The sequence below is a fragment of the Pseudomonas sp. H1_D04 genome, assembly GCF_054683855.1.
Window position 1 is genome coordinate 2,834,171 of sequence record NZ_CP162826.1, and the last position, 22,264, is coordinate 2,856,434.

25 protein-coding genes are annotated in these 22,264 nt (G+C 54.7%); all 25 read left to right on the forward strand.

The annotated features are described in order from the left end of the window. Positions 1–64 precede the first annotated feature (64 nt). The 25 genes from rplK to rpsN all read left to right on the forward strand — a co-directional run bounded on the left by rplK (position 65) and on the right by rpsN (position 22,187). Positions 65–496 carry a 50S ribosomal protein L11 gene (gene rplK, locus AB4N82_RS13035; protein ID WP_003176435.1) on the forward strand — a complete coding sequence of 144 codons (432 nt, stop codon included), beginning with the start codon at positions 65–67 and terminating at the stop codon, positions 494–496. Further along, on the forward strand, positions 496–1,191 hold the full coding sequence (gene rplA / locus AB4N82_RS13040) for a 50S ribosomal protein L1 (RefSeq protein WP_032884532.1): 696 nt from the start codon (positions 496–498) through the stop codon (positions 1,189–1,191). Before rplK ends, rplA begins: the two co-directional genes overlap by 1 nt. A gap of 199 nt (positions 1,192–1,390) precedes the next feature. After that, entirely contained in the window at positions 1,391–1,891 is a 501-nt protein-coding gene (gene rplJ, locus AB4N82_RS13045) for a 50S ribosomal protein L10 (protein WP_003232405.1), read from the forward strand. 78 nt (positions 1,892–1,969) lie between these two features. Beyond that, the gene (gene rplL, locus AB4N82_RS13050; protein WP_003176432.1) at positions 1,970–2,335 is read left to right on the forward strand and encodes a 50S ribosomal protein L7/L12; all 366 of its coding nucleotides are present in this window, start codon (positions 1,970–1,972) and stop codon (positions 2,333–2,335) included. Positions 2,336–2,554: 219 nt separating this feature from the next. Continuing rightward, on the forward strand, positions 2,555–6,628 hold the full coding sequence (rpoB, locus tag AB4N82_RS13055) for a DNA-directed RNA polymerase subunit beta (RefSeq protein WP_032884533.1): 4,074 nt from the start codon (positions 2,555–2,557) through the stop codon (positions 6,626–6,628). Between the two features lie 64 nt (positions 6,629–6,692). Beyond that, positions 6,693–10,892, forward strand: coding sequence for a DNA-directed RNA polymerase subunit beta' (gene rpoC, locus AB4N82_RS13060; protein WP_032884534.1), 4,200 nt, complete (start codon positions 6,693–6,695; stop codon positions 10,890–10,892). A gap of 217 nt (positions 10,893–11,109) precedes the next feature. Beyond that, complete coding sequence (rpsL, locus tag AB4N82_RS13065) at positions 11,110–11,481, forward strand: 30S ribosomal protein S12 (protein ID WP_002555494.1); 372 nt, start codon at positions 11,110–11,112, stop codon at positions 11,479–11,481. Between the two features lie 118 nt (positions 11,482–11,599). Beyond that, positions 11,600–12,070: a 30S ribosomal protein S7 gene (gene rpsG / locus AB4N82_RS13070; protein ID WP_002555493.1), complete on the forward strand. Its 471-nt coding sequence runs from the start codon at positions 11,600–11,602 to the stop codon at positions 12,068–12,070. A gap of 30 nt (positions 12,071–12,100) precedes the next feature. Next, a complete protein-coding gene (gene fusA, locus AB4N82_RS13075; RefSeq protein ID WP_010206921.1) occupies positions 12,101–14,206 on the forward strand; it encodes an elongation factor G in 2,106 nt (701 codons plus the stop codon). Between the two features lie 30 nt (positions 14,207–14,236). Continuing rightward, positions 14,237–15,430 (forward strand): elongation factor Tu, encoded by a 1,194-nt coding sequence (tuf, locus tag AB4N82_RS13080; protein WP_003176426.1) that lies wholly within the window; start codon positions 14,237–14,239, stop codon positions 15,428–15,430. A gap of 159 nt (positions 15,431–15,589) precedes the next feature. Continuing rightward, positions 15,590–15,901, forward strand: a complete 312-nt coding sequence (gene rpsJ, locus AB4N82_RS13085; RefSeq protein WP_003186070.1) for a 30S ribosomal protein S10 — start codon at positions 15,590–15,592, stop codon at positions 15,899–15,901. An 81-nt stretch (positions 15,902–15,982) separates the two neighbouring features. Then, positions 15,983–16,618 (forward strand): 50S ribosomal protein L3, encoded by a 636-nt coding sequence (gene rplC, locus AB4N82_RS13090; RefSeq protein WP_003194649.1) that lies wholly within the window; start codon positions 15,983–15,985, stop codon positions 16,616–16,618. A gap of 12 nt (positions 16,619–16,630) precedes the next feature. Next, positions 16,631–17,233, forward strand: coding sequence for a 50S ribosomal protein L4 (gene rplD, locus AB4N82_RS13095; protein WP_017135963.1), 603 nt, complete (start codon positions 16,631–16,633; stop codon positions 17,231–17,233). Next, complete coding sequence (gene rplW / locus AB4N82_RS13100; RefSeq protein WP_002555488.1) at positions 17,230–17,529, forward strand: 50S ribosomal protein L23; 300 nt, start codon at positions 17,230–17,232, stop codon at positions 17,527–17,529. The genes rplD and rplW overlap by 4 nt, the downstream gene beginning before the upstream one ends. A gap of 14 nt (positions 17,530–17,543) precedes the next feature. Beyond that, entirely contained in the window at positions 17,544–18,368 is an 825-nt protein-coding gene (gene rplB / locus AB4N82_RS13105) for a 50S ribosomal protein L2 (protein ID WP_032884535.1), read from the forward strand. Between the two features lie 16 nt (positions 18,369–18,384). Then, positions 18,385–18,660, forward strand: coding sequence for a 30S ribosomal protein S19 (gene rpsS / locus AB4N82_RS13110; RefSeq protein WP_003232420.1), 276 nt, complete (start codon positions 18,385–18,387; stop codon positions 18,658–18,660). An 11-nt stretch (positions 18,661–18,671) separates the two neighbouring features. Further along, on the forward strand, positions 18,672–19,004 hold the full coding sequence (rplV, locus tag AB4N82_RS13115; protein ID WP_003103908.1) for a 50S ribosomal protein L22: 333 nt from the start codon (positions 18,672–18,674) through the stop codon (positions 19,002–19,004). Between the two features lie 13 nt (positions 19,005–19,017). Further along, on the forward strand, positions 19,018–19,704 hold the full coding sequence (gene rpsC / locus AB4N82_RS13120) for a 30S ribosomal protein S3 (RefSeq protein ID WP_003176422.1): 687 nt from the start codon (positions 19,018–19,020) through the stop codon (positions 19,702–19,704). A 12-nt stretch (positions 19,705–19,716) separates the two neighbouring features. Next, positions 19,717–20,130: a 50S ribosomal protein L16 gene (gene rplP / locus AB4N82_RS13125; protein WP_003232424.1), complete on the forward strand. Its 414-nt coding sequence runs from the start codon at positions 19,717–19,719 to the stop codon at positions 20,128–20,130. Beyond that, positions 20,130–20,321 carry a 50S ribosomal protein L29 gene (rpmC, locus tag AB4N82_RS13130; protein WP_002555481.1) on the forward strand — a complete coding sequence of 64 codons (192 nt, stop codon included), beginning with the start codon at positions 20,130–20,132 and terminating at the stop codon, positions 20,319–20,321. The genes rplP and rpmC overlap by 1 nt, the downstream gene beginning before the upstream one ends. Before the next feature lie 2 nt (positions 20,322–20,323). After that, positions 20,324–20,590, forward strand: coding sequence for a 30S ribosomal protein S17 (rpsQ, locus tag AB4N82_RS13135; protein ID WP_003176419.1), 267 nt, complete (start codon positions 20,324–20,326; stop codon positions 20,588–20,590). 23 nt (positions 20,591–20,613) lie between these two features. Then, on the forward strand, positions 20,614–20,982 hold the full coding sequence (rplN, locus tag AB4N82_RS13140) for a 50S ribosomal protein L14 (RefSeq protein WP_002555479.1): 369 nt from the start codon (positions 20,614–20,616) through the stop codon (positions 20,980–20,982). 11 nt (positions 20,983–20,993) lie between these two features. After that, on the forward strand, positions 20,994–21,308 hold the full coding sequence (gene rplX / locus AB4N82_RS13145) for a 50S ribosomal protein L24 (protein ID WP_003176416.1): 315 nt from the start codon (positions 20,994–20,996) through the stop codon (positions 21,306–21,308). 20 nt (positions 21,309–21,328) lie between these two features. Then, positions 21,329–21,868: a 50S ribosomal protein L5 gene (gene rplE, locus AB4N82_RS13150; RefSeq protein ID WP_003176415.1), complete on the forward strand. Its 540-nt coding sequence runs from the start codon at positions 21,329–21,331 to the stop codon at positions 21,866–21,868. A gap of 13 nt (positions 21,869–21,881) precedes the next feature. Further along, entirely contained in the window at positions 21,882–22,187 is a 306-nt protein-coding gene (gene rpsN, locus AB4N82_RS13155; protein WP_003176414.1) for a 30S ribosomal protein S14, read from the forward strand. Positions 22,188–22,264: the final 77 nt, after the last annotated feature.

Consider the following 22,264-nt stretch of genomic DNA (forward strand, 5'->3'; position numbering starts at 1 on the left):
GGGATAAACGCGCAAGTAACCGGGGAGCCTTTCGAGGCGTTTGAACCCGTAATTGGAGTGCCTCATGGCCAAGAAAATTACCGCTTACATCAAGCTGCAAGTGAAGGCCGCTCAGGCCAACCCAAGCCCACCTGTTGGTCCAGCTCTGGGTCAGCATGGCGTGAACATCATGGAATTCTGCAAGGCCTTCAACGCCCGTACTCAGGGTCTTGAACCAGGTCTGCCGACTCCAGTGATCATCACTGTATACAGCGACCGTAGCTTCACTTTCGAAACTAAGTCGACCCCGGCTTCGGTTCTGCTGAAGAAGGCTGCTGGTCTGACTAGCGGTTCCGCTCGTCCTAACACCGTTAAAGTCGGCACTGTAACTCGTGCTCAGCTGGAAGAAATCGCGAAAACCAAAAACGCGGATCTGACTGCAGCTGATATGGATGCAGCCGTGCGTACCATCGCCGGTTCTGCTCGTAGCATGGGCCTTAACGTGGAGGGTGTGTAATGGCTAAGCTGACCAAGCGCCAAAAGGCTATCGCCGGCAAAATCGAAGCAGGCAAGGCCTACAGCTTTGTAGACGCTGCAGCCCTGTTGACCGAGCTGTCGACTGTCAAATTCAGCGAGTCCGTTGACGTTGCTGTAAACCTGGGTGTGGACCCGCGTAAGTCCGACCAAGTCGTTCGTAGCGCTACTGTGCTGCCACACGGTACTGGCAAGACTGTACGTGTAGCCGTCTTCACCCAAGGCCCGGCAGCTGAAGCTGCTCTGGCCGCTGGCGCTGATCGCGTTGGCATGGACGACCTGGCTGCCGAAATGAAAGGCGGCGACCTGAACTACGACGTAGTTATTGCCTCCCCGGATGCAATGCGTGTTGTAGGTCAGTTGGGTCAGATCCTTGGTCCACGTGGCCTGATGCCTAACCCTAAAGTCGGCACTGTAACGCCAGACGTAGCTACCGCGGTTAAAAACGCCAAGGCTGGTCAGGTTCGTTATCGCACCGACAAAAACGGCATCATTCACACCTCCGTTGGCAAGGTCGGTTTCGACGCCGTCAAGCTGAAGGAAAACGTTGAAGCCCTGATCGCTGATCTTAAGCGTATCAAGCCAGCTTCTTCTAAAGGTATCTACGTCAAGCGCGTTACCCTGAGCACCACTATGGGCCCAGGTCTGGTCATCGACCAAGGCTCGCTGGACGTATAAGACACAGATTGACGCAAGCGATTGCGTCAATTGAAAAAATTGGGGTCCCTGCCTGGCGGGGGCTATCCAAGACCGTAGGCGACGCAAGTCTTAAACCAAAAGCCTACGCAGATGGTGCTCCCGGTTCCTTACCGAATCAGACACCAAAACGACATCCGGCCTAGGCCAGATGAAACGGTAACAAGCAGGAGTTAAACCCGTGGCAATTAATCTCGAAGACAAGAAGGCCATCGTCGCTGAAGTCAACGAGGCTGCCAAAGCTGCCCTGTCCGCTGTCGTGGCTGATGCCCGTGGTGTGACAGTAGGCGCTATGACCGGACTCCGTAAAGAGGCTCGTGAAGCTGGCGTATACGTACGTGTTGTACGTAACACCCTGCTCAAGCGCGCTGTTGCTGACACTGAATACAGTGTTCTCAATGACGTGTTCACCGGCCCGACTCTGATCGCTTTCTCCAAAGATCATCCAGGCGCTGCTGCCCGTTTGTTCAAGGAATTCGCCAAGAGTCAGGATAAGTTCGAGATCAAGGCAGCTGCGTTCGAGGGCAAGTTCCTCGCAGCTAACCAAATCGACGTACTGGCAACATTGCCGACCCGCGACGAAGCCATTTCGCAGCTGATGAGCGTGATTCAAGGCGCTACCAGCAAGCTGGCTCGTACTCTGGCTGCAGTTCGCGAGCAAAAAGAAGCTGCCGCAGCCTAAGGCTGAGCGACTTCTCTCGCGTATTTTTGTTTATTTCGATGGCCGCGTAGGCCGTCCCCCAATTCAGGAAATACAGCAATGTCTATCTCCCAAGACGATATCCTCAACGCCGTAGCTGAAATGTCGGTTCTGCAGGTTGTTGAGCTGATCAAAGCTTTCGAAGAAAAATTCGGCGTTTCCGCTGCCGCTGCTTCCGCTGGCCCAGCAGTTGCTGCTGTTGCTGCTGAAGAGCAAACCGAATTCAACGTCATGCTGCTGGAAGCTGGCGAGAAGAAAGTAAACGTGATCAAGGCAGTACGTGAACTGACCGGTCTGGGCCTGAAAGAAGCCAAGGCTGTAGTTGACGGCGCTCCTGCCCAGGTTCTGGAAGCAGTGTCGAAAGACGCAGCTGACAAAGCCAAAGCTACTCTGGAAGAAGCAGGCGCTAAAGTCGAGCTGAAGTAAGCATCGACTTTGCGTCTCCAGCCCAAGCGTTAAGCTGAAGGCTGATGGCTGGTGGCTCTTGCCACCGGCCTTTTTCCGTTATTGGCTGTCGACTCGGTCGCCGCCATTAACGCGCTGTAGCCATCCGAAGCGGTGGTGCAAACCATGGGGTTTGCAAGATTTTCTGGCTGCTCCCGTCGGAGGGGCCAAACAAGCAGGTGACCAAGCTGGGGAACGCTGATGGCTTACTCATATACTGAGAAAAAACGTATCCGCAAGGACTTTAGCAAGTTGCCGGACGTCATGGATGTCCCGTACCTTCTGGCTATCCAGCTGGATTCGTATCGTGAATTCTTGCAGGCGGGAGCGACCAAAGATCAGTTCCGCGACGTGGGCCTGCATGCGGCCTTCAAATCCGTTTTCCCGATCATCAGCTACTCCGGCAATGCTGCGCTGGAGTACGTCGGTTATCGCCTGGGCGAACCGGCATTTGATGTCAAAGAATGCGTGTTGCGCGGTGTTACGTACGCCGTACCTTTGCGGGTAAAAGTCCGTCTGATCATTTTCGACAAAGAGTCGTCGAATAAAGCGATCAAGGACATCAAAGAGCAAGAAGTCTACATGGGTGAAATCCCACTGATGACTGAAAACGGTACCTTCGTTATCAACGGTACCGAGCGTGTTATCGTTTCTCAGCTGCATCGTTCACCGGGTGTGTTCTTTGATCACGACCGCGGCAAGACGCACAGCTCCGGCAAACTCCTGTACTCCGCGCGGATCATTCCGTACCGCGGTTCTTGGTTGGACTTCGAGTTCGATCCTAAAGACTGCGTATTCGTGCGTATCGACCGTCGCCGTAAGCTGCCAGCTTCTGTGCTGCTGCGCGCGCTCGGCTATACCACCGAGCAGGTGCTGGACGCTTTCTACACCACCAACGTATTCAGCCTGAAGGATGAAACCCTCAGCCTGGAGCTCATCGCATCGCGTCTGCGTGGTGAAATTGCTGTCCTGGATATCCAGGATGAGAATGGCAAGGTAATCGTTGAGGCTGGCCGTCGTATTACTGCGCGCCACATCAACCAGATCGAAAAGGCCGGTATCAAGTCGCTGGAAGTGCCTCTGGACTACGTCCTGGGCCGCACTACCGCGAAGGTCATCGTTCACCCGGCTACAGGCGAAATCCTGGCTGAGTGCAATACCGAGCTGAACACTGAGATCCTGGCCAAAATCGCCAAGGCTCAGGTTGTTCGCATCGAGACCCTGTACACCAACGATATCGACTGCGGTCCGTTCGTCTCTGACACGTTGAAGATTGACTCCACCAGCAACCAACTGGAAGCGCTGGTCGAGATCTATCGCATGATGCGTCCTGGCGAGCCACCAACCAAAGACGCTGCTGAGACCCTGTTCAACAACCTGTTCTTCAGCCCTGAGCGTTACGACCTGTCTGCGGTCGGTCGGATGAAGTTCAACCGTCGTATCGGTCGTACCGAGATCGAAGGTTCGGGCGTGTTGTGCAAAGAAGACATCGTTGCGGTACTGAAGACTCTAGTCGACATCCGTAACGGTAAAGGCATCGTCGATGACATCGACCACCTGGGTAACCGTCGTGTTCGCTGCGTAGGCGAAATGGCCGAGAACCAGTTCCGCGTTGGTCTGGTGCGTGTTGAGCGTGCGGTCAAAGAGCGTCTGTCGATGGCTGAAAGCGAAGGCCTGATGCCGCAAGACCTGATCAACGCCAAGCCAGTGGCTGCGGCGGTGAAAGAGTTCTTCGGTTCCAGCCAGCTCTCGCAGTTCATGGACCAGAACAACCCTCTCTCCGAGATCACCCACAAACGCCGTGTTTCCGCACTGGGCCCGGGCGGTCTGACCCGTGAACGTGCTGGCTTTGAAGTTCGTGACGTACACCCGACGCACTACGGTCGCGTTTGCCCGATCGAAACACCGGAAGGTCCGAACATCGGTCTGATCAACTCCTTGGCGGCCTACGCGCGCACTAACCAATACGGTTTCCTCGAGAGCCCGTACCGTGTGGTGAAAGACGCTCTGGTCACTGACGAGATCGTGTTCCTGTCCGCCATCGAAGAAGCTGATCACGTGATCGCTCAGGCTTCGGCCACGATGAACGACAAGAAAGTCCTGATTGACGAGCTGGTAGCTGTTCGTCACCTGAATGAGTTCACCGTCAAGGCGCCGGAAGACGTCACTTTGATGGACGTTTCGCCGAAGCAGGTAGTTTCGGTTGCAGCGTCGCTGATCCCGTTCCTGGAGCACGATGACGCCAACCGTGCGTTGATGGGTTCCAACATGCAGCGTCAAGCTGTACCGACCCTGCGCGCTGACAAGCCGCTGGTAGGTACCGGCATGGAGCGTAACGTAGCGCGTGACTCCGGCGTTTGCGTCGTGGCTCGTCGTGGCGGCGTGATCGACTCTGTTGATGCCAGCCGTATCGTGGTTCGTGTTGCTGATGATGAAGTTGAAACTGGCGAAGCCGGTGTCGACATCTACAACCTGACCAAATACACCCGCTCGAACCAGAACACCTGCATCAATCAGCGTCCGCTGGTGAGCAAGGGTGATCGCGTCCAGCGTAGCGACATCATGGCCGACGGCCCGTCCACCGACATGGGTGAACTGGCACTGGGTCAGAACATGCGCATCGCGTTCATGGCGTGGAACGGCTTCAACTTCGAAGACTCCATCTGCCTGTCCGAGCGTGTTGTTCAAGAAGACCGCTTCACCACGATCCACATTCAGGAACTGACCTGTGTGGCACGTGACACCAAGCTTGGGCCGGAGGAGATCACTGCGGACATCCCGAACGTGGGTGAAGCTGCACTGAACAAGTTGGACGAAGCCGGTATCGTTTACGTAGGTGCTGAAGTTGGCGCAGGCGACATCCTGGTGGGTAAGGTCACTCCGAAAGGCGAGACCCAACTGACTCCGGAAGAGAAGCTGTTGCGTGCCATCTTCGGTGAAAAAGCCAGCGACGTTAAAGACACCTCCCTGCGCGTACCTACAGGTACCAAGGGTACTGTCATCGACGTACAGGTCTTCACCCGTGATGGCGTTGAGCGTGATGCTCGTGCGCTGTCCATCGAGAAGACTCAGCTCGACGAGATCCGCAAGGACCTGAACGAAGAGTTCCGTATCGTTGAAGGCGCGACCTTCGAACGTCTGCGTTCCGCTTTGGTAGGCCACAAGGCTGAAGGCGGCGCAGGTCTTAAGAAAGGTCAGGACATCACCGACGAAATCCTCGACGGTCTTGAGCACGGCCAGTGGTTCAAACTGCGCATGGCTGAAGATGCTCTGAACGAGCAGCTCGAGAAGGCCCAGGCGTACATCGTTGATCGCCGCCGTCTGCTGGACGACAAGTTCGAAGATAAGAAGCGCAAACTGCAGCAGGGCGATGACCTGGCTCCAGGCGTGCTGAAAATCGTCAAGGTTTACCTGGCAATCCGTCGTCGCATCCAGCCGGGCGACAAGATGGCCGGTCGTCACGGTAACAAAGGTGTGGTCTCCGTGATCATGCCCGTTGAAGACATGCCGCACGATGCCAATGGCACTCCGGTCGACGTGGTCCTCAACCCGCTGGGCGTACCTTCGCGTATGAACGTTGGTCAGATCCTTGAAACCCACCTGGGCCTCGCGGCCAAAGGTCTGGGCGAGAAGATCAACCGTATGATCGAAGAGCAGCGCAAGGTCGCAGACCTGCGTAAGTTCCTGCACGAGATCTACAACGAGATCGGCGGTCGCAACGAAGAGTTGGACACCTTCTCCGACCAGGAAATCCTGGATCTGGCGAAGAACCTGCGCGGTGGCGTTCCGATGGCTACCCCGGTGTTCGACGGTGCCAAGGAAAGCGAAATCAAGGCCATGCTGAAACTGGCAGACCTGCCAGAAAGCGGCCAGATGCAGCTGTTCGACGGCCGTACCGGCAACAAGTTTGAGCGCCCGGTTACTGTTGGCTACATGTACATGCTGAAGCTGAACCACTTGGTAGACGATAAGATGCACGCTCGTTCTACCGGTTCGTACAGCCTGGTTACCCAGCAGCCGCTGGGTGGTAAGGCTCAGTTCGGTGGTCAGCGTTTCGGGGAGATGGAGGTCTGGGCACTGGAAGCATACGGTGCTGCTTACACTCTGCAAGAAATGCTCACAGTGAAGTCGGACGATGTGAACGGTCGGACCAAGATGTACAAAAACATCGTGGACGGCGATCACCGTATGGAGCCGGGCATGCCCGAGTCTTTCAACGTGTTGATCAAAGAAATTCGTTCCCTCGGCATCGATATCGATCTGGAAACCGAATAACACGTGACGCGAATCGAGAGCGGGGCTGTTTAGCCCGCTCTCTGCTCCGCCAGGAGGAAAGGCCTTGAAAGACCTACTGAATTTGCTGAAAAACCAGGGTCAAGTCGAAGAGTTCGACGCCATCCGTATTGGGTTGGCATCGCCTGAGATGATCCGTTCGTGGTCGTTCGGTGAAGTTAAAAAACCGGAAACCATCAACTACCGTACGTTCAAACCTGAACGTGACGGCCTGTTCTGCGCCAAGATCTTTGGCCCGGTAAAGGATTACGAGTGCCTGTGCGGTAAGTACAAGCGCTTGAAACACCGTGGTGTGATCTGCGAGAAGTGTGGCGTTGAAGTTGCACTGGCCAAGGTTCGTCGTGAGCGCATGGCGCACATCGAACTGGCTTCGCCGGTTGCTCACATCTGGTTCCTGAAATCGCTGCCGTCCCGTATCGGTTTGCTGATGGACATGACCCTGCGTGATATCGAGCGCGTTCTCTACTTCGAGAGCTATGTCGTTATCGACCCAGGCATGACCACCCTTGAAAAGGGTCAGTTGCTGAACGACGAGCAGTACTTCGAAGCGCTGGAAGAGTTCGGCGACGATTTCGATGCCCGCATGGGTGCCGAAGCGGTCCGCGAACTGCTGCACGCTATCGACCTGGAACACGAGATTGGCCGTCTGCGTGAAGAAATTCCGCAAACCAACTCCGAAACCAAGATCAAGAAGCTGTCCAAGCGTCTGAAGTTGATGGAAGCCTTCCAGGGTTCCGGCAACTTGCCAGAGTGGATGGTGCTGACCGTTCTGCCGGTTCTGCCGCCAGACCTGCGTCCGCTGGTACCGTTGGACGGCGGTCGTTTTGCGACCTCCGACCTCAACGACCTATACCGTCGCGTGATCAACCGTAACAACCGCTTGAAGCGCCTGCTTGATCTGTCCGCTCCGGACATCATCGTGCGCAACGAAAAGCGTATGTTGCAAGAAGCGGTTGATGCCCTGCTCGACAACGGTCGTCGTGGTCGCGCTATCACGGGTTCCAACAAGCGTCCTCTGAAATCCCTGGCCGACATGATCAAGGGTAAGCAAGGTCGTTTCCGTCAAAACTTGCTCGGTAAGCGTGTTGACTACTCCGGTCGTTCGGTAATTACCGTAGGCCCGACCCTGCGTCTGCACCAGTGCGGTCTGCCTAAGAAGATGGCTCTCGAGCTGTTCAAGCCGTTCATCTTCGGCAAGCTGGAAATGCGCGGTCTCGCGACCACCATCAAAGCGGCCAAGAAAATGGTCGAGCGCGAACTGCCAGAGGTTTGGGACGTTCTTGCTGAAGTGATTCGCGAACACCCGGTCCTCCTCAACCGTGCACCGACCCTTCACCGTCTGGGTATCCAGGCGTTTGAACCGGTACTGATCGAAGGTAAGGCTATTCAGCTGCACCCTCTGGTCTGTGCTGCGTACAACGCCGACTTCGACGGCGACCAAATGGCCGTGCACGTACCGCTGACGCTGGAAGCCCAGCTGGAAGCGCGTGCGTTGATGATGTCGACCAACAACATTCTGTCGCCAGCCAACGGTGAGCCAATCATCGTTCCGTCGCAGGACGTTGTATTGGGTCTGTACTACATGACGCGTGAAGCGATCAACGCCAAAGGCGAAGGTCGTGTATTTGCGGACTTGCAGGAAGTTGACCGTGTGTTCCGTGCCGGCGAAGCCGCATTGCACGCCAAGGTCAAGGTGCGGATCCACGAAACCGTCAACGATCGTGATGGCGGAAGCGTGAGCAACGTTCGTATCGTCGACACAACTGTTGGCCGTGCACTGTTGTATCAAGTTGTGCCAAAAGGTCTGTCGTACGATGTCGTCAACCTGCCGATGAAGAAAAAGGCGATCTCCAAATTGATCAACCAGTGCTACCGCGTGGTTGGTTTGAAAGAGACTGTTATCTTCGCTGACCAGTTGATGTACACCGGTTTTGCTTATTCGACCATTTCCGGCGTTTCCATCGGTGTTAACGACTTTGTTATCCCGGATGAAAAAGCCCGCATCATCAGTGCTGCTACTGACGAAGTGAAAGAGATCGAAAGCCAGTACGCCTCGGGCCTGGTAACACAGGGCGAGAAGTACAACAAAGTGATCGACCTTTGGTCCAAGGCGAACGATGAAGTTTCCAAGGCGATGATGGCCAACCTCTCGAAAGAGAAAGTCATCGACCGTCATGGCGTCGAAGTCGACCAGGAGTCCTTCAACTCGATGTACATGATGGCCGACTCGGGCGCACGGGGTTCTGCTGCGCAGATCCGTCAGCTCGCCGGTATGCGTGGCCTGATGGCCAAGCCGGACGGTTCCATCATCGAAACGCCGATTACTGCGAACTTCCGTGAAGGTTTGAGCGTACTTCAGTACTTCATCTCCACTCACGGCGCTCGTAAAGGTCTGGCGGATACCGCGTTGAAAACCGCTAACTCCGGTTACCTGACACGTCGTCTGGTAGACGTTGCACAAGATCTGGTTGTAACCGAGATCGATTGCGGCACCGAGCACGGCCTGCTCATGACTCCGCACATTGAAGGCGGTGACGTTGTAGAGCCGCTGGGTGAGCGCGTATTGGGTCGTGTTATTGCGCGTGACGTGTTCAAGCCAGGTACTGAGGAAATCATCGTTCCTGCCGGCACTCTGGTTGATGAGAAGTGGGTCGAGTTCATCGAACTCAACAGCATCGACGAAGTGATTGTTCGCTCGCCGATTAGCTGCGAAACCCGCTACGGTATTTGCGCCAAGTGCTATGGCCGTGACTTGGCTCGTGGTCACCAGGTGAATATCGGTGAAGCGGTCGGCGTTATCGCTGCCCAATCCATCGGTGAGCCGGGTACCCAGCTGACCATGCGTACGTTCCACATCGGTGGTGCGGCAAGCCGGACCTCCGCAGCTGACAGCGTTCAGGTGAAGAATGGCGGTACTGTCCGCCTGCACAACCTGAAGCACGTTGAGCGAGTGGATGGTTGTCTGGTTGCAGTATCCCGTTCCGGTGAGCTGGCAATCGCTGACGACTACGGTCGTGAGCGTGAGCGTTACAAGCTGCCGTATGGTGCTGTGATTTCGGTTAAAGAAGGTGACAAGGTCGACGCTGGCGCAATCGTGGCCAAGTGGGATCCGCACACTCACCCAATCGTTACCGAAATGAAAGGTACCGTGACCTACGTGGGCATGGAAGAAGGCATCACGATCAAGCGTCAGACTGACGAATTGACCGGTATGACCAACATTGAAGTACTCGACGCGAAAGATCGTCCAGCTGCCGGTAAAGACATCCGTCCTGCCGTTAAGATGGTCGATGACAACGGCAAGGATTTGTTGCTGCCAGGCACTGACGTAATCGCTCAGTACTTCCTGCCAGCTAACGCCCTGGTCGGTGTAGCGGATGGTGCGAAGATTGCGATCGGTGATGTTATCGCTCGTATCCCGCAAGAAACTTCGAAGACCCGTGACATTACCGGTGGTCTGCCGCGTGTTGCCGACTTGTTCGAAGCTCGTCGTCCGAAAGAAGCATCGATTCTGGCTGAAGTCAGCGGCACCATCGCGTTCGGTAAAGAGACTAAAGGCAAGCGCCGTCTGGTTATTACCCCGAACGACGGTAGCGATCCGTACGAAGAGCTGATTCCGAAGTGGCGTCACCTGAACGTCTTCGAAGGCGAACAGGTAAACCGCGGCGAAGTTATCTCCGACGGCCCGAGCGATCCACACGACATCCTGCGTCTGCTGGGTGTGAGTGCGCTGGCCAAGTACATCGTTAACGAGATCCAGGATGTTTATCGTCTGCAAGGCGTGAAGATCAACGATAAGCACATTGAGACCATCCTGCGTCAGATGCTGCGTAAAGTTGAAATCGCTGAATCCGGCGATTCCAGTTTCATCAAGGGCGACCAGATGGAACTGACTCACGTACTGGTAGAGAACGAGCGTCTGGCTGGCGACGAGAAATTCGTATCCAAGTTCACTCGTGTTCTGCTGGGTATCACCAAGGCGTCGTTGTCCACTGAGTCGTTCATCTCGGCGGCCTCCTTCCAGGAGACCACTCGCGTACTGACCGAAGCAGCGGTAACCGGCAAGCGCGATTACCTGCGCGGCCTGAAAGAAAACGTGGTCGTGGGTCGTCTGATCCCGGCTGGTACCGGTTTGGCTTACCACAGCGAGCGTAAGCGCCGCCGTGATGCTGACAAGCCGCTGCGCGTAAGCGCCAGTGAAGTGGAAGCTGCACTGACCGAAGCGCTGAACTCAAGCGGTAACTGAGTTCTGCAATAAATAAGTCCGGGCCCTGGCAGTCCCATTCGTCGGATCGAGGCAATTTTGCCCCGGTTCGACGAGAGGGGAGGTCGGGGCCTTGCCTTGACTGGGGGCAAGATCCTCTTTAGACTCTTGTACCCCTAAATTTGGCGGGAATTCGTTCCTGCCATTTTTGCTTTTCTTGCAAGACAATAGCGTCGCAAGACAACAGTGGAGCTAGTAGATGGCAACTATCAACCAGCTGGTACGTCAGCCGCGTAAGCGTATCGTCGAGAAATCCGACGTGCCTGCGCTGCAGAACTGCCCGCAACGTCGTGGCGTGTGCACTCGCGTGTATACCACTACGCCGAAAAAACCTAACTCGGCACTGCGTAAAGTGTGCCGTGTGCGTCTGACCAACGGTTTCGAGGTTTCCTCGTACATCGGCGGTGAAGGCCACAACCTGCAAGAGCACAGCGTGGTGCTGATTCGTGGCGGTCGTGTAAAAGACTTGCCAGGTGTTCGTTATCACACCGTACGCGGCTCCTTGGATACTTCCGGCGTTAAAGGTCGTAACCAGGGTCGTTCGAAGTACGGTACCAAGAAGCCTAAGTAGTAGCGGCTTTTTGTAAAACTGAACCATCTTATTTTCTGAGTCGATAAGAGTAAGGTCGGAGGCGTCCCGAAAGGGCACTGATTCCGAGCGAACCTGAAGACCGTTTGAGGGCTTATCCATGCCAAGAAGACGCGTAGCAGCCAAGCGCGAAGTGCTTGACGATCCAAAATACGGAAGCCAAATTCTGGCCAAGTTCATGAACCACGTGATGGAAAGCGGCAAGAAAGCCGTTGCCGAGCGTATCGTTTATGGCGCGCTGGAAAAGGTTAAAGAACGCAAGAACAGCGACCCCCTGGAAATCTTCGAGAAAGCTCTCGACGCCATCGCTCCGCTGGTCGAAGTGAAGTCGCGCCGTGTAGGCGGCGCTACTTATCAGGTTCCGGTTGAAGTTCGTCCGTCCCGTCGTAACGCCCTGGCAATGCGCTGGTTGGTAGACTTCGCCCGTAAGCGTGGCGAGAAGTCTATGGCTCTGCGTTTGGCTGGCGAACTGTTGGACGCTGCTGAAGGTAAAGGTGCTGCTGTTAAGAAGCGTGAAGACGTGCACCGTATGGCTGAAGCTAACAAAGCTTTCTCGCACTACCGCTTCTAATCTTAGCTTCACTAATTTTGCGAGGGCTTTATGGCTCGTACTACTCCGATTAGCCGCTACCGTAACATCGGTATCGTTGCTCACGTGGATGCTGGTAAAACCACCACCACCGAGCGCGTACTGTTTTACACCGGCAAAAGTCACAAAATGGGCGAGGTGCATGATGGCGCCGCGACCACAGACTGGATGGTTCAGGAGCAGGAGCGTGGTATTACCATTACTTCTGCTGCTATTACCGCCTTCTGGAAAGGTTCTGAGAAGCAGTACAAAGACGAGCATCGCTTCAACGTAATCGATACCCCGGGCCACGTAGACTTTACCATTGAAGTTGAACGTTCCCTGCGCGTACTCGATGGCGCTGTCGTTGTGTTCTGTGGTACTTCGGGTGTTGAGCCTCAGTCGGAAACCGTATGGCGTCAAGCCAACAAATACGGCGTTCCACGTCTTGTTTACGTAAACAAGATGGACCGTGCTGGTGCCAACTTCCTGCGCGTGATCGGTCAGATCAAGCAGCGTCTGGGTCACACTCCGGTGCCAATCCAACTGGCTATCGGTTCCGAGGACAACTTCCAGGGTCAGATCGATCTGATCAACATGGAAGCGGTCTACTGGAATGATTCCGACAAAGGTATGGTTCCTGTTCGTAAGCCTATCCCTGCTGAACTGCAGGAACTGGCTGACGAGTGGCGCAACAACATGGTTGAGGCTGCTGCCGAAGCCAGCGAAGAGCTGATGAACAAGTACCTCGAAGGTGAAGAACTCACCAACGTGGAAATCAAGGCCGCTCTGCGTCAGCGTACTATCGCTGGTGAGATCGTCTTGGCTGTTTGCGGTTCCTCGTTCAAGAACAAGGGTGTTCCCCTGGTTCTCGATGCTGTGATCGACTACCTGCCTGCTCCAACCGACATTCCTGCTATCAAGGGTACCAACCCTGATAACGAGGAAGAGGAAATGGAGCGTCATGCAGACGACAGCGAGCCGTTCTCGGCCCTGGCGTTCAAGATCGCTACCGACCCATTCGTGGGTACCTTGACTTTCGTCCGCGTTTACTCGGGCGTGTTGGCGTCCGGCGACGGTGTGATCAACTCGGTTAAAGGTAAGAAAGAGCGCGTGGGTCGTATGGTGCAAATGCACGCAAACGCCCGTGAAGAGATCAAGGAAGTGCGCGCTGGTGACATCGCGGCCCTGATCGGCATGAAGGATGTCACCACTGGTGAGACTTTGTGCGACGCTGCTAAGCCAATCATCCTGGTTCGCATGGACTTCCCGGAGCCGGTTATTTCGGTTGCCGTAGAGCCTAAGACCAAGGATGACCAGGAAAAAATGGGTATCGCTTTGGGCAAGCTTGCTCAGGAAGATCCATCTTTCCGCGTTAAGACTGATGAAGAGACTGGTCAAACGATCATCTCTGGCATGGGCGAGCTGCACCTGGACATCCTGGTTGACCGGATGCGCCGTGAGTTTAACGTCGAAGCCAACATCGGTAAGCCTCAGGTTTCCTATCGTGAGCGCATCACGAAAAACTGTGAAATCGAAGGCAAGTTCGTTCGTCAGTCCGGCGGTCGTGGTCAGTTCGGTCACTGCTGGATCCGTTTTGCTCCTGCTGACGAAGGTCAGGAAGGTCTGCAATTCGTGAACGAAGTAGTGGGTGGTGTTGTTCCTAAGGAATACATCCCTGCTATCCAGAAGGGTATCGAAGAGCAGATGAAGAACGGTGTTGTTGCCGGCTATCCGCTGATCGGCCTGAAAGCAACCGTTTTTGACGGTTCTTACCACGACGTCGACTCCAACGAGATGGCGTTTAAGGTGGCTGCTTCCATGGCAACCAAGCAACTGGCCCAAAAGGGCGGTGGTGAGTTGCTTGAGCCAATCATGGCGGTAGAAGTTGTTACACCTGAAGACTATATGGGTGATGTCATGGGCGACCTTAACCGTCGTCGCGGCATGATCTTGGGTATGGAAGACACGGTTTCCGGCAAAGTGATTCGCGCCGAGGTTCCGTTGGGTGAGATGTTCGGTTATGCGACCGACGTTCGCTCCATGTCCCAGGGTCGCGCAAGCTACTCTATGGAATTCAAAAAATACAACACAGCTCCGGCGCACATCGCTGAAACTGTATCCAAAAAACAAGGCTGATTCAGTCCTTTAGGCAAGGAGTTAATTGTCGTGGCTAAAGAAAAATTTGATCGTTCCCTACCGCACGTCAACGTTGGCACCATCGGTCACGTTGACCATGGTAAAACCACTCTGACTGCTGCTCTGACTCGCGTTTGCTCCGAAGTGTTCGGTTCCGCAATCGTTGATTTCGATAAAATCGACAGCGCGCCAGAAGAAAAAGCTCGTGGTATCACCATCAACACTGCGCACGTTGAATACAACTCGCTGATCCGTCACTACGCTCACGTTGACTGCCCAGGTCACGCCGACTATGTGAAGAACATGATCACCGGTGCTGCCCAGATGGACGGCGCGATCCTGGTTTGCTCGGCCGCTGATGGTCCGATGCCACAAACCCGTGAGCACATCCTGCTGTCCCGCCAGGTTGGCGTTCCGTACATCGTGGTTTACCTGAACAAGGCTGACCTGGTAGACGACGCTGAGCTGCTGGAACTGGTTGAGATGGAAGTGCGCGATCTGCTGAGCACTTACGACTTCCCAGGTGACGACACTCCGATCATCATCGGTTCTGCTCGTATGGCTCTGGAAGGCAAAGACGACAACGAAATGGGCACCACGTCCGTTCGTAAACTGGTTGAGACTCTGGACAGCTACATCCCAGATCCAGTTCGTGTTATCGACAAGCCGTTCCTGATGCCAATCGAAGACGTATTCTCGATCTCCGGTCGTGGTACTGTTGTGACTGGTCGTATCGAGCGCGGTATCGTTAAGGTTCAAGATCCACTGGAAATCGTTGGTCTGCGTGACACTACCGTCACCACCTGCACCGGTGTTGAAATGTTCCGTAAGCTGCTCGACGAAGGTCGTGCGGGCGAGAACTGCGGCGTTCTGCTGCGTGGTACCAAGCGTGACGACGTTGAGCGTGGCCAGGTTCTGGTTAAGCCGGGTTCGGTTAAGCCGCACACCAAGTTCGAAGCTGAAGTGTACGTGCTGAGCAAAGAAGAAGGCGGTCGTCACACTCCGTTCTTCAAAGGCTACCGTCCACAGTTCTACTTCCGTACTACCGACGTTACTGGTAACTGCGAACTGCCGGAAGGCGTAGAAATGGTAATGCCAGGCGACAACATCAAAATGGTTGTCACCCTGATCAAAACCATCGCTATGGAAGACGGTCTGCGCTTCGCAATCCGTGAAGGCGGCCGTACCGTTGGTGCTGGCGTTGTAGCTAAAATCATCGAGTAATTATCTCTTCTGAGATAGCTCTGATGTTTTGAGGAGGCCCCCGCTTAGCGGGGGCCTTTTTTATTGGGTTGACACCCATCTGGGCCGTCTATAGAATTGCGCCTCCTTTTAACGGGCGTATTGCGCTCGGTGGGAATAGCAGCCGGAGTCTGAAATCCAATGCAAAATCAGCAAATCCGTATCAGGTTGAAGGCTTTTGACCATCGCCTGATCGACCAATCCACCCAGGAAATCGTGGAAACCGCGAAACGTACTGGTGCTCAAGTGCGTGGTCCAATTCCACTGCCTACCCGTAAAGAGCGGTTCACCGTTCTGGTCTCCCCGCACGTCAACAAAGACGCGCGTGACCAGTACGAGATCCGTACTCATAAGCGCGTACTGGACATCGTCCAGCCAACGGATAAAACCGTTGATGCACTTATGAAGCTTGATCTGGCGGCCGGTGTGGAAGTTCAGATCAGCCTCGGCTAAGACTTGGGTCTTAGTCGTGTAACGCTCTGAAATGGGCGGCCATAGCGGGTGAAAGCCCCGTACACTCATGAGGTTTACAACATGACTATTGGTGTAGTCGGTCGTAAATGCGGTATGACCCGTATTTTCACCGAAGAAGGTGTCTCCATTCCGGTTACGGTCATTGAGATCGAACCGAATCGCGTCACCCAGTTCAAAACTGAAGAGACCGATGGCTATCGTGCAGTGCAAGTCACTGTCGGCGAGCGTCGTGCTTCGCGCGTGACTGCTGCTCAAGCAGGTCACTTCGCTAAAGCAAACGTTGCAGCTGGTCGCACTGTTATGGAGTTCCGTCTTGAAGATGGCGACTACCAGGCTGGCGATCTGATCAACGCTGAAATCTTTGCCGCTGGTCAACTGGTTGATGTAACCGGTCAGTCCAAAGGTAAAGGCTTCCAGGGTACGATCAAGCGTTGGAATTTCCGTGGTCAAGATAACACTCACGGTAACTCCGTCTCCCACCGCGTCCCGGGCTCTATTGGCCAGTGCCAGACTCCTGGTCGTGTATTCAAGGGCAAAAAAATGTCCGGTCATATGGGCGCTGAGCGCGTGACCGTGCAGTCCCTCGAAGTAGTGCGCGTCGACGCTGAACGCAATCTGTTGTTGGTCAAGGGTGCTGTTCCTGGCGCTACTGGCGGCAACCTGGTTGTACGTCCAGCGGCCAAGGCTCGCGGTTAAGGGGAAGCTGACATGCAATTAAATGTAAATGACGCTCAAGCGATCGAAGTTTCCGAACTGACATTTGGCGGCGAATTCAACGAGACGCTCGTTCACCAAGCAGTCGTGGCCTACATGGCCGGCGGCCGTCAAGGTAGCAAGCAGCAAAAGACCCGTTCCGACGTTCGTGGTGGCGGTAAGCGCCCATGGCGTCAGAAAGGCACTGGCCGTGCTCGTGCCGGTACTATCCGTAGCCCAATCTGGCGTGGCGGCGGTACCACTTTCGCAGCTCGTCCACAGGATCACACTCAGAAGCTCAACAAGAAGATGTACCGCGCAGCTCTGCGCTCCATCCTTGCTGAACTCGTGCGTACTGATCGTCTGGTCGTGGTTCAGGACTTCGCTGTTGAAAGTCCAAAAACCAAAGATCTGCTGGGCAAACTGAACAACATGAGCCTGACCGATGTTTTGATCGTGTCTGAAGCTGTTGATCAGAACCTGTACCTGGCTGCTCGCAACCTGCCACACGTTGATGTACGTGACGTGCAAGGTTCCGATCCAGTTAGTCTGATCGCATACGACAAGGTGTTGATCACCGTGTCGGCCGTGAAGAAATTCGAGGAGCTGCTGGGATGAACCAGGAACGCGTATTTAAAGTTCTGCTTGGCCCGCACGTTTCCGAAAAGGCTACGGTTCTGGCTGACAAGAAAGGCCAGTTCGTTTTCAAGGTTGCAACTGACGCAACCAAGCTGGAAATCAAGAAGGCCGTCGAAAGCCTGTTCAGCGTGAAAGTAGAGCGTGTTACTACCCTGAATGTTCTGGGTAAGAGCAAGCGCACTGCTCGCGGTCTGGGCAAGCGTAATGACTGGAAGAAGGCAGTTATCTCCCTTCAGCCAGGCCAAGATCTCGATTTCAGCAGCAGTGCTGAGTAAGGAAGGGGTGCATCATGGCAATCGTTAAATGCAAACCGACTTCCCCTGGCCGCCGTTTTGTGGTCAAGGTGGTCAACCAGGAGCTGCATAAAGGCGCTCCTCACGCACCGCTGCTCGAGAAAAAATCGAAGACTGGTGGTCGTAACAACAATGGTCGTATTACCACTCGTCACATCGGTGGTGGCCATAAGCAGCATTATCGTTTGGTCGACTTCCGTCGCAACGACAAAGATGGCATCACTGCCACTGTTGAGCGTATCGAATACGATCCAAACCGTACTGCTCACATCGCTCTGCTGCTGTACGCAGATGGCGAGCGTCGCTACATCATCGCACCTAAAGGTGTGAGTGCTGGCGACCAGCTGATCGCAGGTGCCTTGGCGCCGATCAAGCCGGGCAACGCTCTGCAGCTGCGTAACATTCCAGTTGGTAGCACCGTACACGGCATCGAATTGAAGCCAGGTAAAGGCGCGCAAATCGCTCGTTCCGCTGGTGCTTCGGCTCAGCTGATTGCTCGTGAAGGTGTCTACGTGACCCTGCGTCTGCGTTCTGGTGAGATGCGTAAAGTTCTGGCTGAATGCCGCGCGACCCTAGGTGAAGTCTCGAACTCCGAGCACAGCCTGCGTTCGCTGGGTAAAGCTGGTGCCAAGCGCTGGCGTGGCGTTCGCCCAACCGTTCGTGGTGTTGCCATGAACCCGGTTGACCACCCACACGGTGGTGGTGAAGGTCGTACCTCTGGTGGTCGTCATCCGGTATCGCCATGGGGCTTCCCGACTAAGGGCGCGAAGACTCGTGGTAATAAGCGTACCGACAAAATGATCGTCCGTCGTCGCAAGTAAATAGAGGGATACGACAGTGCCACGTTCTCTGAAAAAAGGTCCTTTTATTGATCTTCACCTACTGAAGAAGATCGAAGTGGCGGCGGAAAAGAACGATCGCAAGCCGGTGAAAACCTGGTCGCGTCGTTCGATGATCCTGCCACAAATGGTCGGTCTGACCATCGCTGTACACAACGGTCGCTTGCACGTCCCAGTTCTCGTGAACGAAGACATGGTCGGCCACAAACTAGGCGAGTTTGCCGGTACCCGCACTTATCGTGGGCACGTGGCAGACAAGAAAGCCAAGCGTTAAGGGGTTAGGAAATGGAAGTAGCCGCTAAGTTGTCGGGCGCTCGAATCTCCGCCCAGAAAGCCCGCTTGGTCGCCGACCAGATCCGCGGGAAGAAGGTGGGCGAAGCGCTCAACCTGTTGGCTTTCAGCAGTAAGAAAGCCGCCGAGATCATGAAGAAAGTGCTGGAGTCGGCCGTAGCCAACGCCGAGCATAACGAAGGCGCAGACGTTGATGACCTGAAGGTCAGCACCGTTTTCGTCAACGAAGGGCGTTCGCTGAAGCGCATCATGCCACGTGCCAAAGGCCGTGCTGATCGCATCGTCAAGCGGTCTTGCCATATCACTGTCAAGGTTGCTGACAAGTAACGGAGTCGAAGAGATGGGTCAGAAAGTACATCCCATTGGCATTCGCCTGGGAATCGTCAAGGAGCACACCTCCGTCTGGTACGCAGACGGTCGGACTTATGCGGACTATTTGTTCGCTGATCTGAAGGTGCGTGAGTATCTCCAAGACAAACTAAAAAGCGCGTCCGTAAGCCGTATCGATATCCATCGTCCGGCACAAACTGCACGTATCACCATCCACACCGCTCGTCCAGGTATCGTTATCGGGAAGAAAGGTGAAGATGTTGAGAAACTGCGTCAGGACCTGACCAAGCAAATGGGTGTGCCTGTGCACATCAATATCGAAGAGATCCGTAAGCCGGAGCTCGACGGTATGCTGGTTGCGCAGAGCGTAGCTCAGCAGCTGGAGCGTCGCGTAATGTTCCGTCGCGCTATGAAGCGCGCCGTACAGAACGCCATGCGCATTGGTGCCAAAGGCATCAAAATCCAAGTGAGCGGTCGTCTCGGCGGTGCTGAAATCGCACGTACTGAATGGTATCGCGAAGGTCGTGTGCCACTGCACACCCTGCGTGCCGACATCGACTATGCCAACTACGAAGCTCACACCACTTATGGTGTGATCGGTGTAAAGGTTTGGATCTTCAAAGGCGAAGTAATTGGTGGTCGCCAAGAAGAACTGAAACCACAAGCACCAGCGCCTCGTAAAAAAGCTGCTAAGTAAGGGGTACGCCAAATGTTGCAACCAAAGCGTACGAAGTTCCGCAAGCAGATGACAGGCCACAACCGTGGTCTGGCTCAGCGCGGTAGCAAAGTCAGCTTCGGCGAGTTCGCGCTGAAGTCTGTAGCTCGTGGTCGTCTCACCGCTCGTCAGATCGAGTCAGCGCGTCGTGCACTGACCCGTCACGTTAAACGTGGCGGCAAGATCTGGATCCGTGTATTCCCGGACAAGCCGATCTCCAAAAAGCCCCTCGAAGTTCGGATGGGTAAAGGTAAGGGTAACGTGGAATACTGGGTAGCCCAGATTCAGCCAGGCAAAGTCCTGTATGAAATCGAGGGTGTAACTGAAGAGCTGGCGCGTGAGGCTTTTGCCCTGGCTGCTGCAAAGCTGCCGCTCGCCACCGCCTTTGTTAAACGGACGGTGATGTGATGAAAGCGAATGAACTTCGTGAAAAATCCGCACAGCAGCTGAACGAGCAACTGCTCGGCCTGCTGCGCGACCAGTTCAATCTGCGTATGCAGAAAGCAACTGGCCAGTTGGGGCAGTCTCATCTGCTCTCGCAAGTTAAGCGTGACATTGCTCGCGTGAAGACTGTGCTCAACCAGCAGGCAGGTAAGTGATCATGGCTGAAGCCGAAAAGACTGTCCGTACGCTGACTGGCCGTGTTGTCAGCGACAAGATGGACAAAACCATCACCGTTTTGATCGAGCGTCGCGTTAAGCACCCGATCTACGGTAAATATGTTAAGCGTTCGACTAAGCTGCACGCGCACGACGAAACCAATCAGTGCCACATCGGCGACAAGGTCACTATTCGTGAAACTCGTCCGCTGGCCAAGACCAAGTCTTGGGCGCTGGTTGATGTTCTCGAACGCGCTGTGGAAGTCTAAGGACTAGGGGTCGGAGAAATTATATGATTCAGACTCAATCCATGCTCGATGTGGCCGATAACAGCGGCGCTCGCCGTGTTATGTGCATCAAGGTGCTGGGTGGCTCCCATCGTCGTTACGCTGGTATCGGTGACATCATCAAAGTTACCGTGAAGGAAGCAATTCCTCGCGGTAAGGTGAAAAAAGGCCAAGTGATGACTGCTGTTGTAGTCCGCACTCGTCACGGTGTACGCCGTGCAGACGGCTCTATTATCCGCTTTGATGGCAACGCTGCTGTTCTTCTGAACAACAAGCAAGAGCCGATCGGCACCCGTATCTTTGGGCCAGTGACGCGTGAACTTCGTACTGAGAAGTTCATGAAGATCGTCTCGCTCGCCCCAGAAGTGCTGTAAGGAGATCCGACATGCAAAAGATTCGTCGTGACGACGAGATCATCGTGATCGCCGGCAAAGACAAAGGTAAGCGCGGTAAGGTTCTTAAGGTTCTCGCTAATAACCGTCTGGTTATTGGTGGTCTGAACCTGGTTAAGCGCCATACCAAGCCTAACCCTATGTCGGGCGTGCAGGGCGGTATCGTCGAAAAAGAAGCTCCTCTGGACGCTTCTAACGTCGCCATTTTCAACGGCGAAACCAACAAGGCTGACCGCGTTGGTTTTAAAGTAGAAGATGGCAAGAAAATTCGTGTCTTCAAGTCGACCCAAAAAGCGGTTGATGCTTGAACACTGCTAGGTAGAAGACCATGGCACGACTAAAAGAGATTTACTGGAAAGAAATCGCACCGAAGCTTAAAGAAGAACTTAAGCTCTCGAACGTGATGGAAGTTCCACGCGTTACCAAAATCACCCTGAACATGGGTTTGGGCGAAGCGGTCGGTGACAAAAAAGTCATCGAGCACGCTGTTGCTGACCTGGAAAAGATCACCGGTCAAAAAGTCGTTGTGACTTACGCTCGGAAATCCATCGCTGGCTTTAAAGTCCGTGAAGGTTGGCCGATCGGCGTCAAAGTGACTCTGCGCCGTGAGCGTATGTACGAATTCCTGGATCGTCTGCTGTCGATCTCCCTGCCTCGGGTTCGCGACTTCCGCGGCCTGAATGCCAAGTCCTTCGATGGTCGTGGTAACTACAGCATGGGCGTGAAAGAGCAGATCATCTTCCCGGAAATCGACTACGACAAGATCGATGCTCTCCGCGGTCTGGACATCACCCTGACCACCACTGCCAAGAACGATGATGAAGGTCGCGCTCTGTTGCGTGCTTTCAAATTCCCGTTCCGCAACTGATTGGAGTAGGACCATGGCCAAGATGAGCATGAAAAACCGCGAGCTGAAGCGTCAGCTCACGGTTGCCAAGTACGCCAAGAAGCGTGCAGCACTGAAAGCAATCATCGTTGATCTGAACGCAAGTCCAGAAGCGCGTTGGGAAGCTACAGTTGCTTTGCAGAAGCAGCCACGTGACGCAAGCGCTTCGCGCATGCGTAACCGCTGCCGCCTGACCGGTCGTCCACACGGCGTTTACCGCAAGTTCGGCCTCGGCCGTAACAAACTGCGTGAAGCGGCAATGCGTGGTGACGTACCAGGTCTGGTTAAAGCTAGCTGGTAAGTACTTTCAGCGTCTAGGGGGTCTGCATCGCAAGATACTGACCGCCGGTGACCTTGAATCTGGAACAAGCCCCTTTT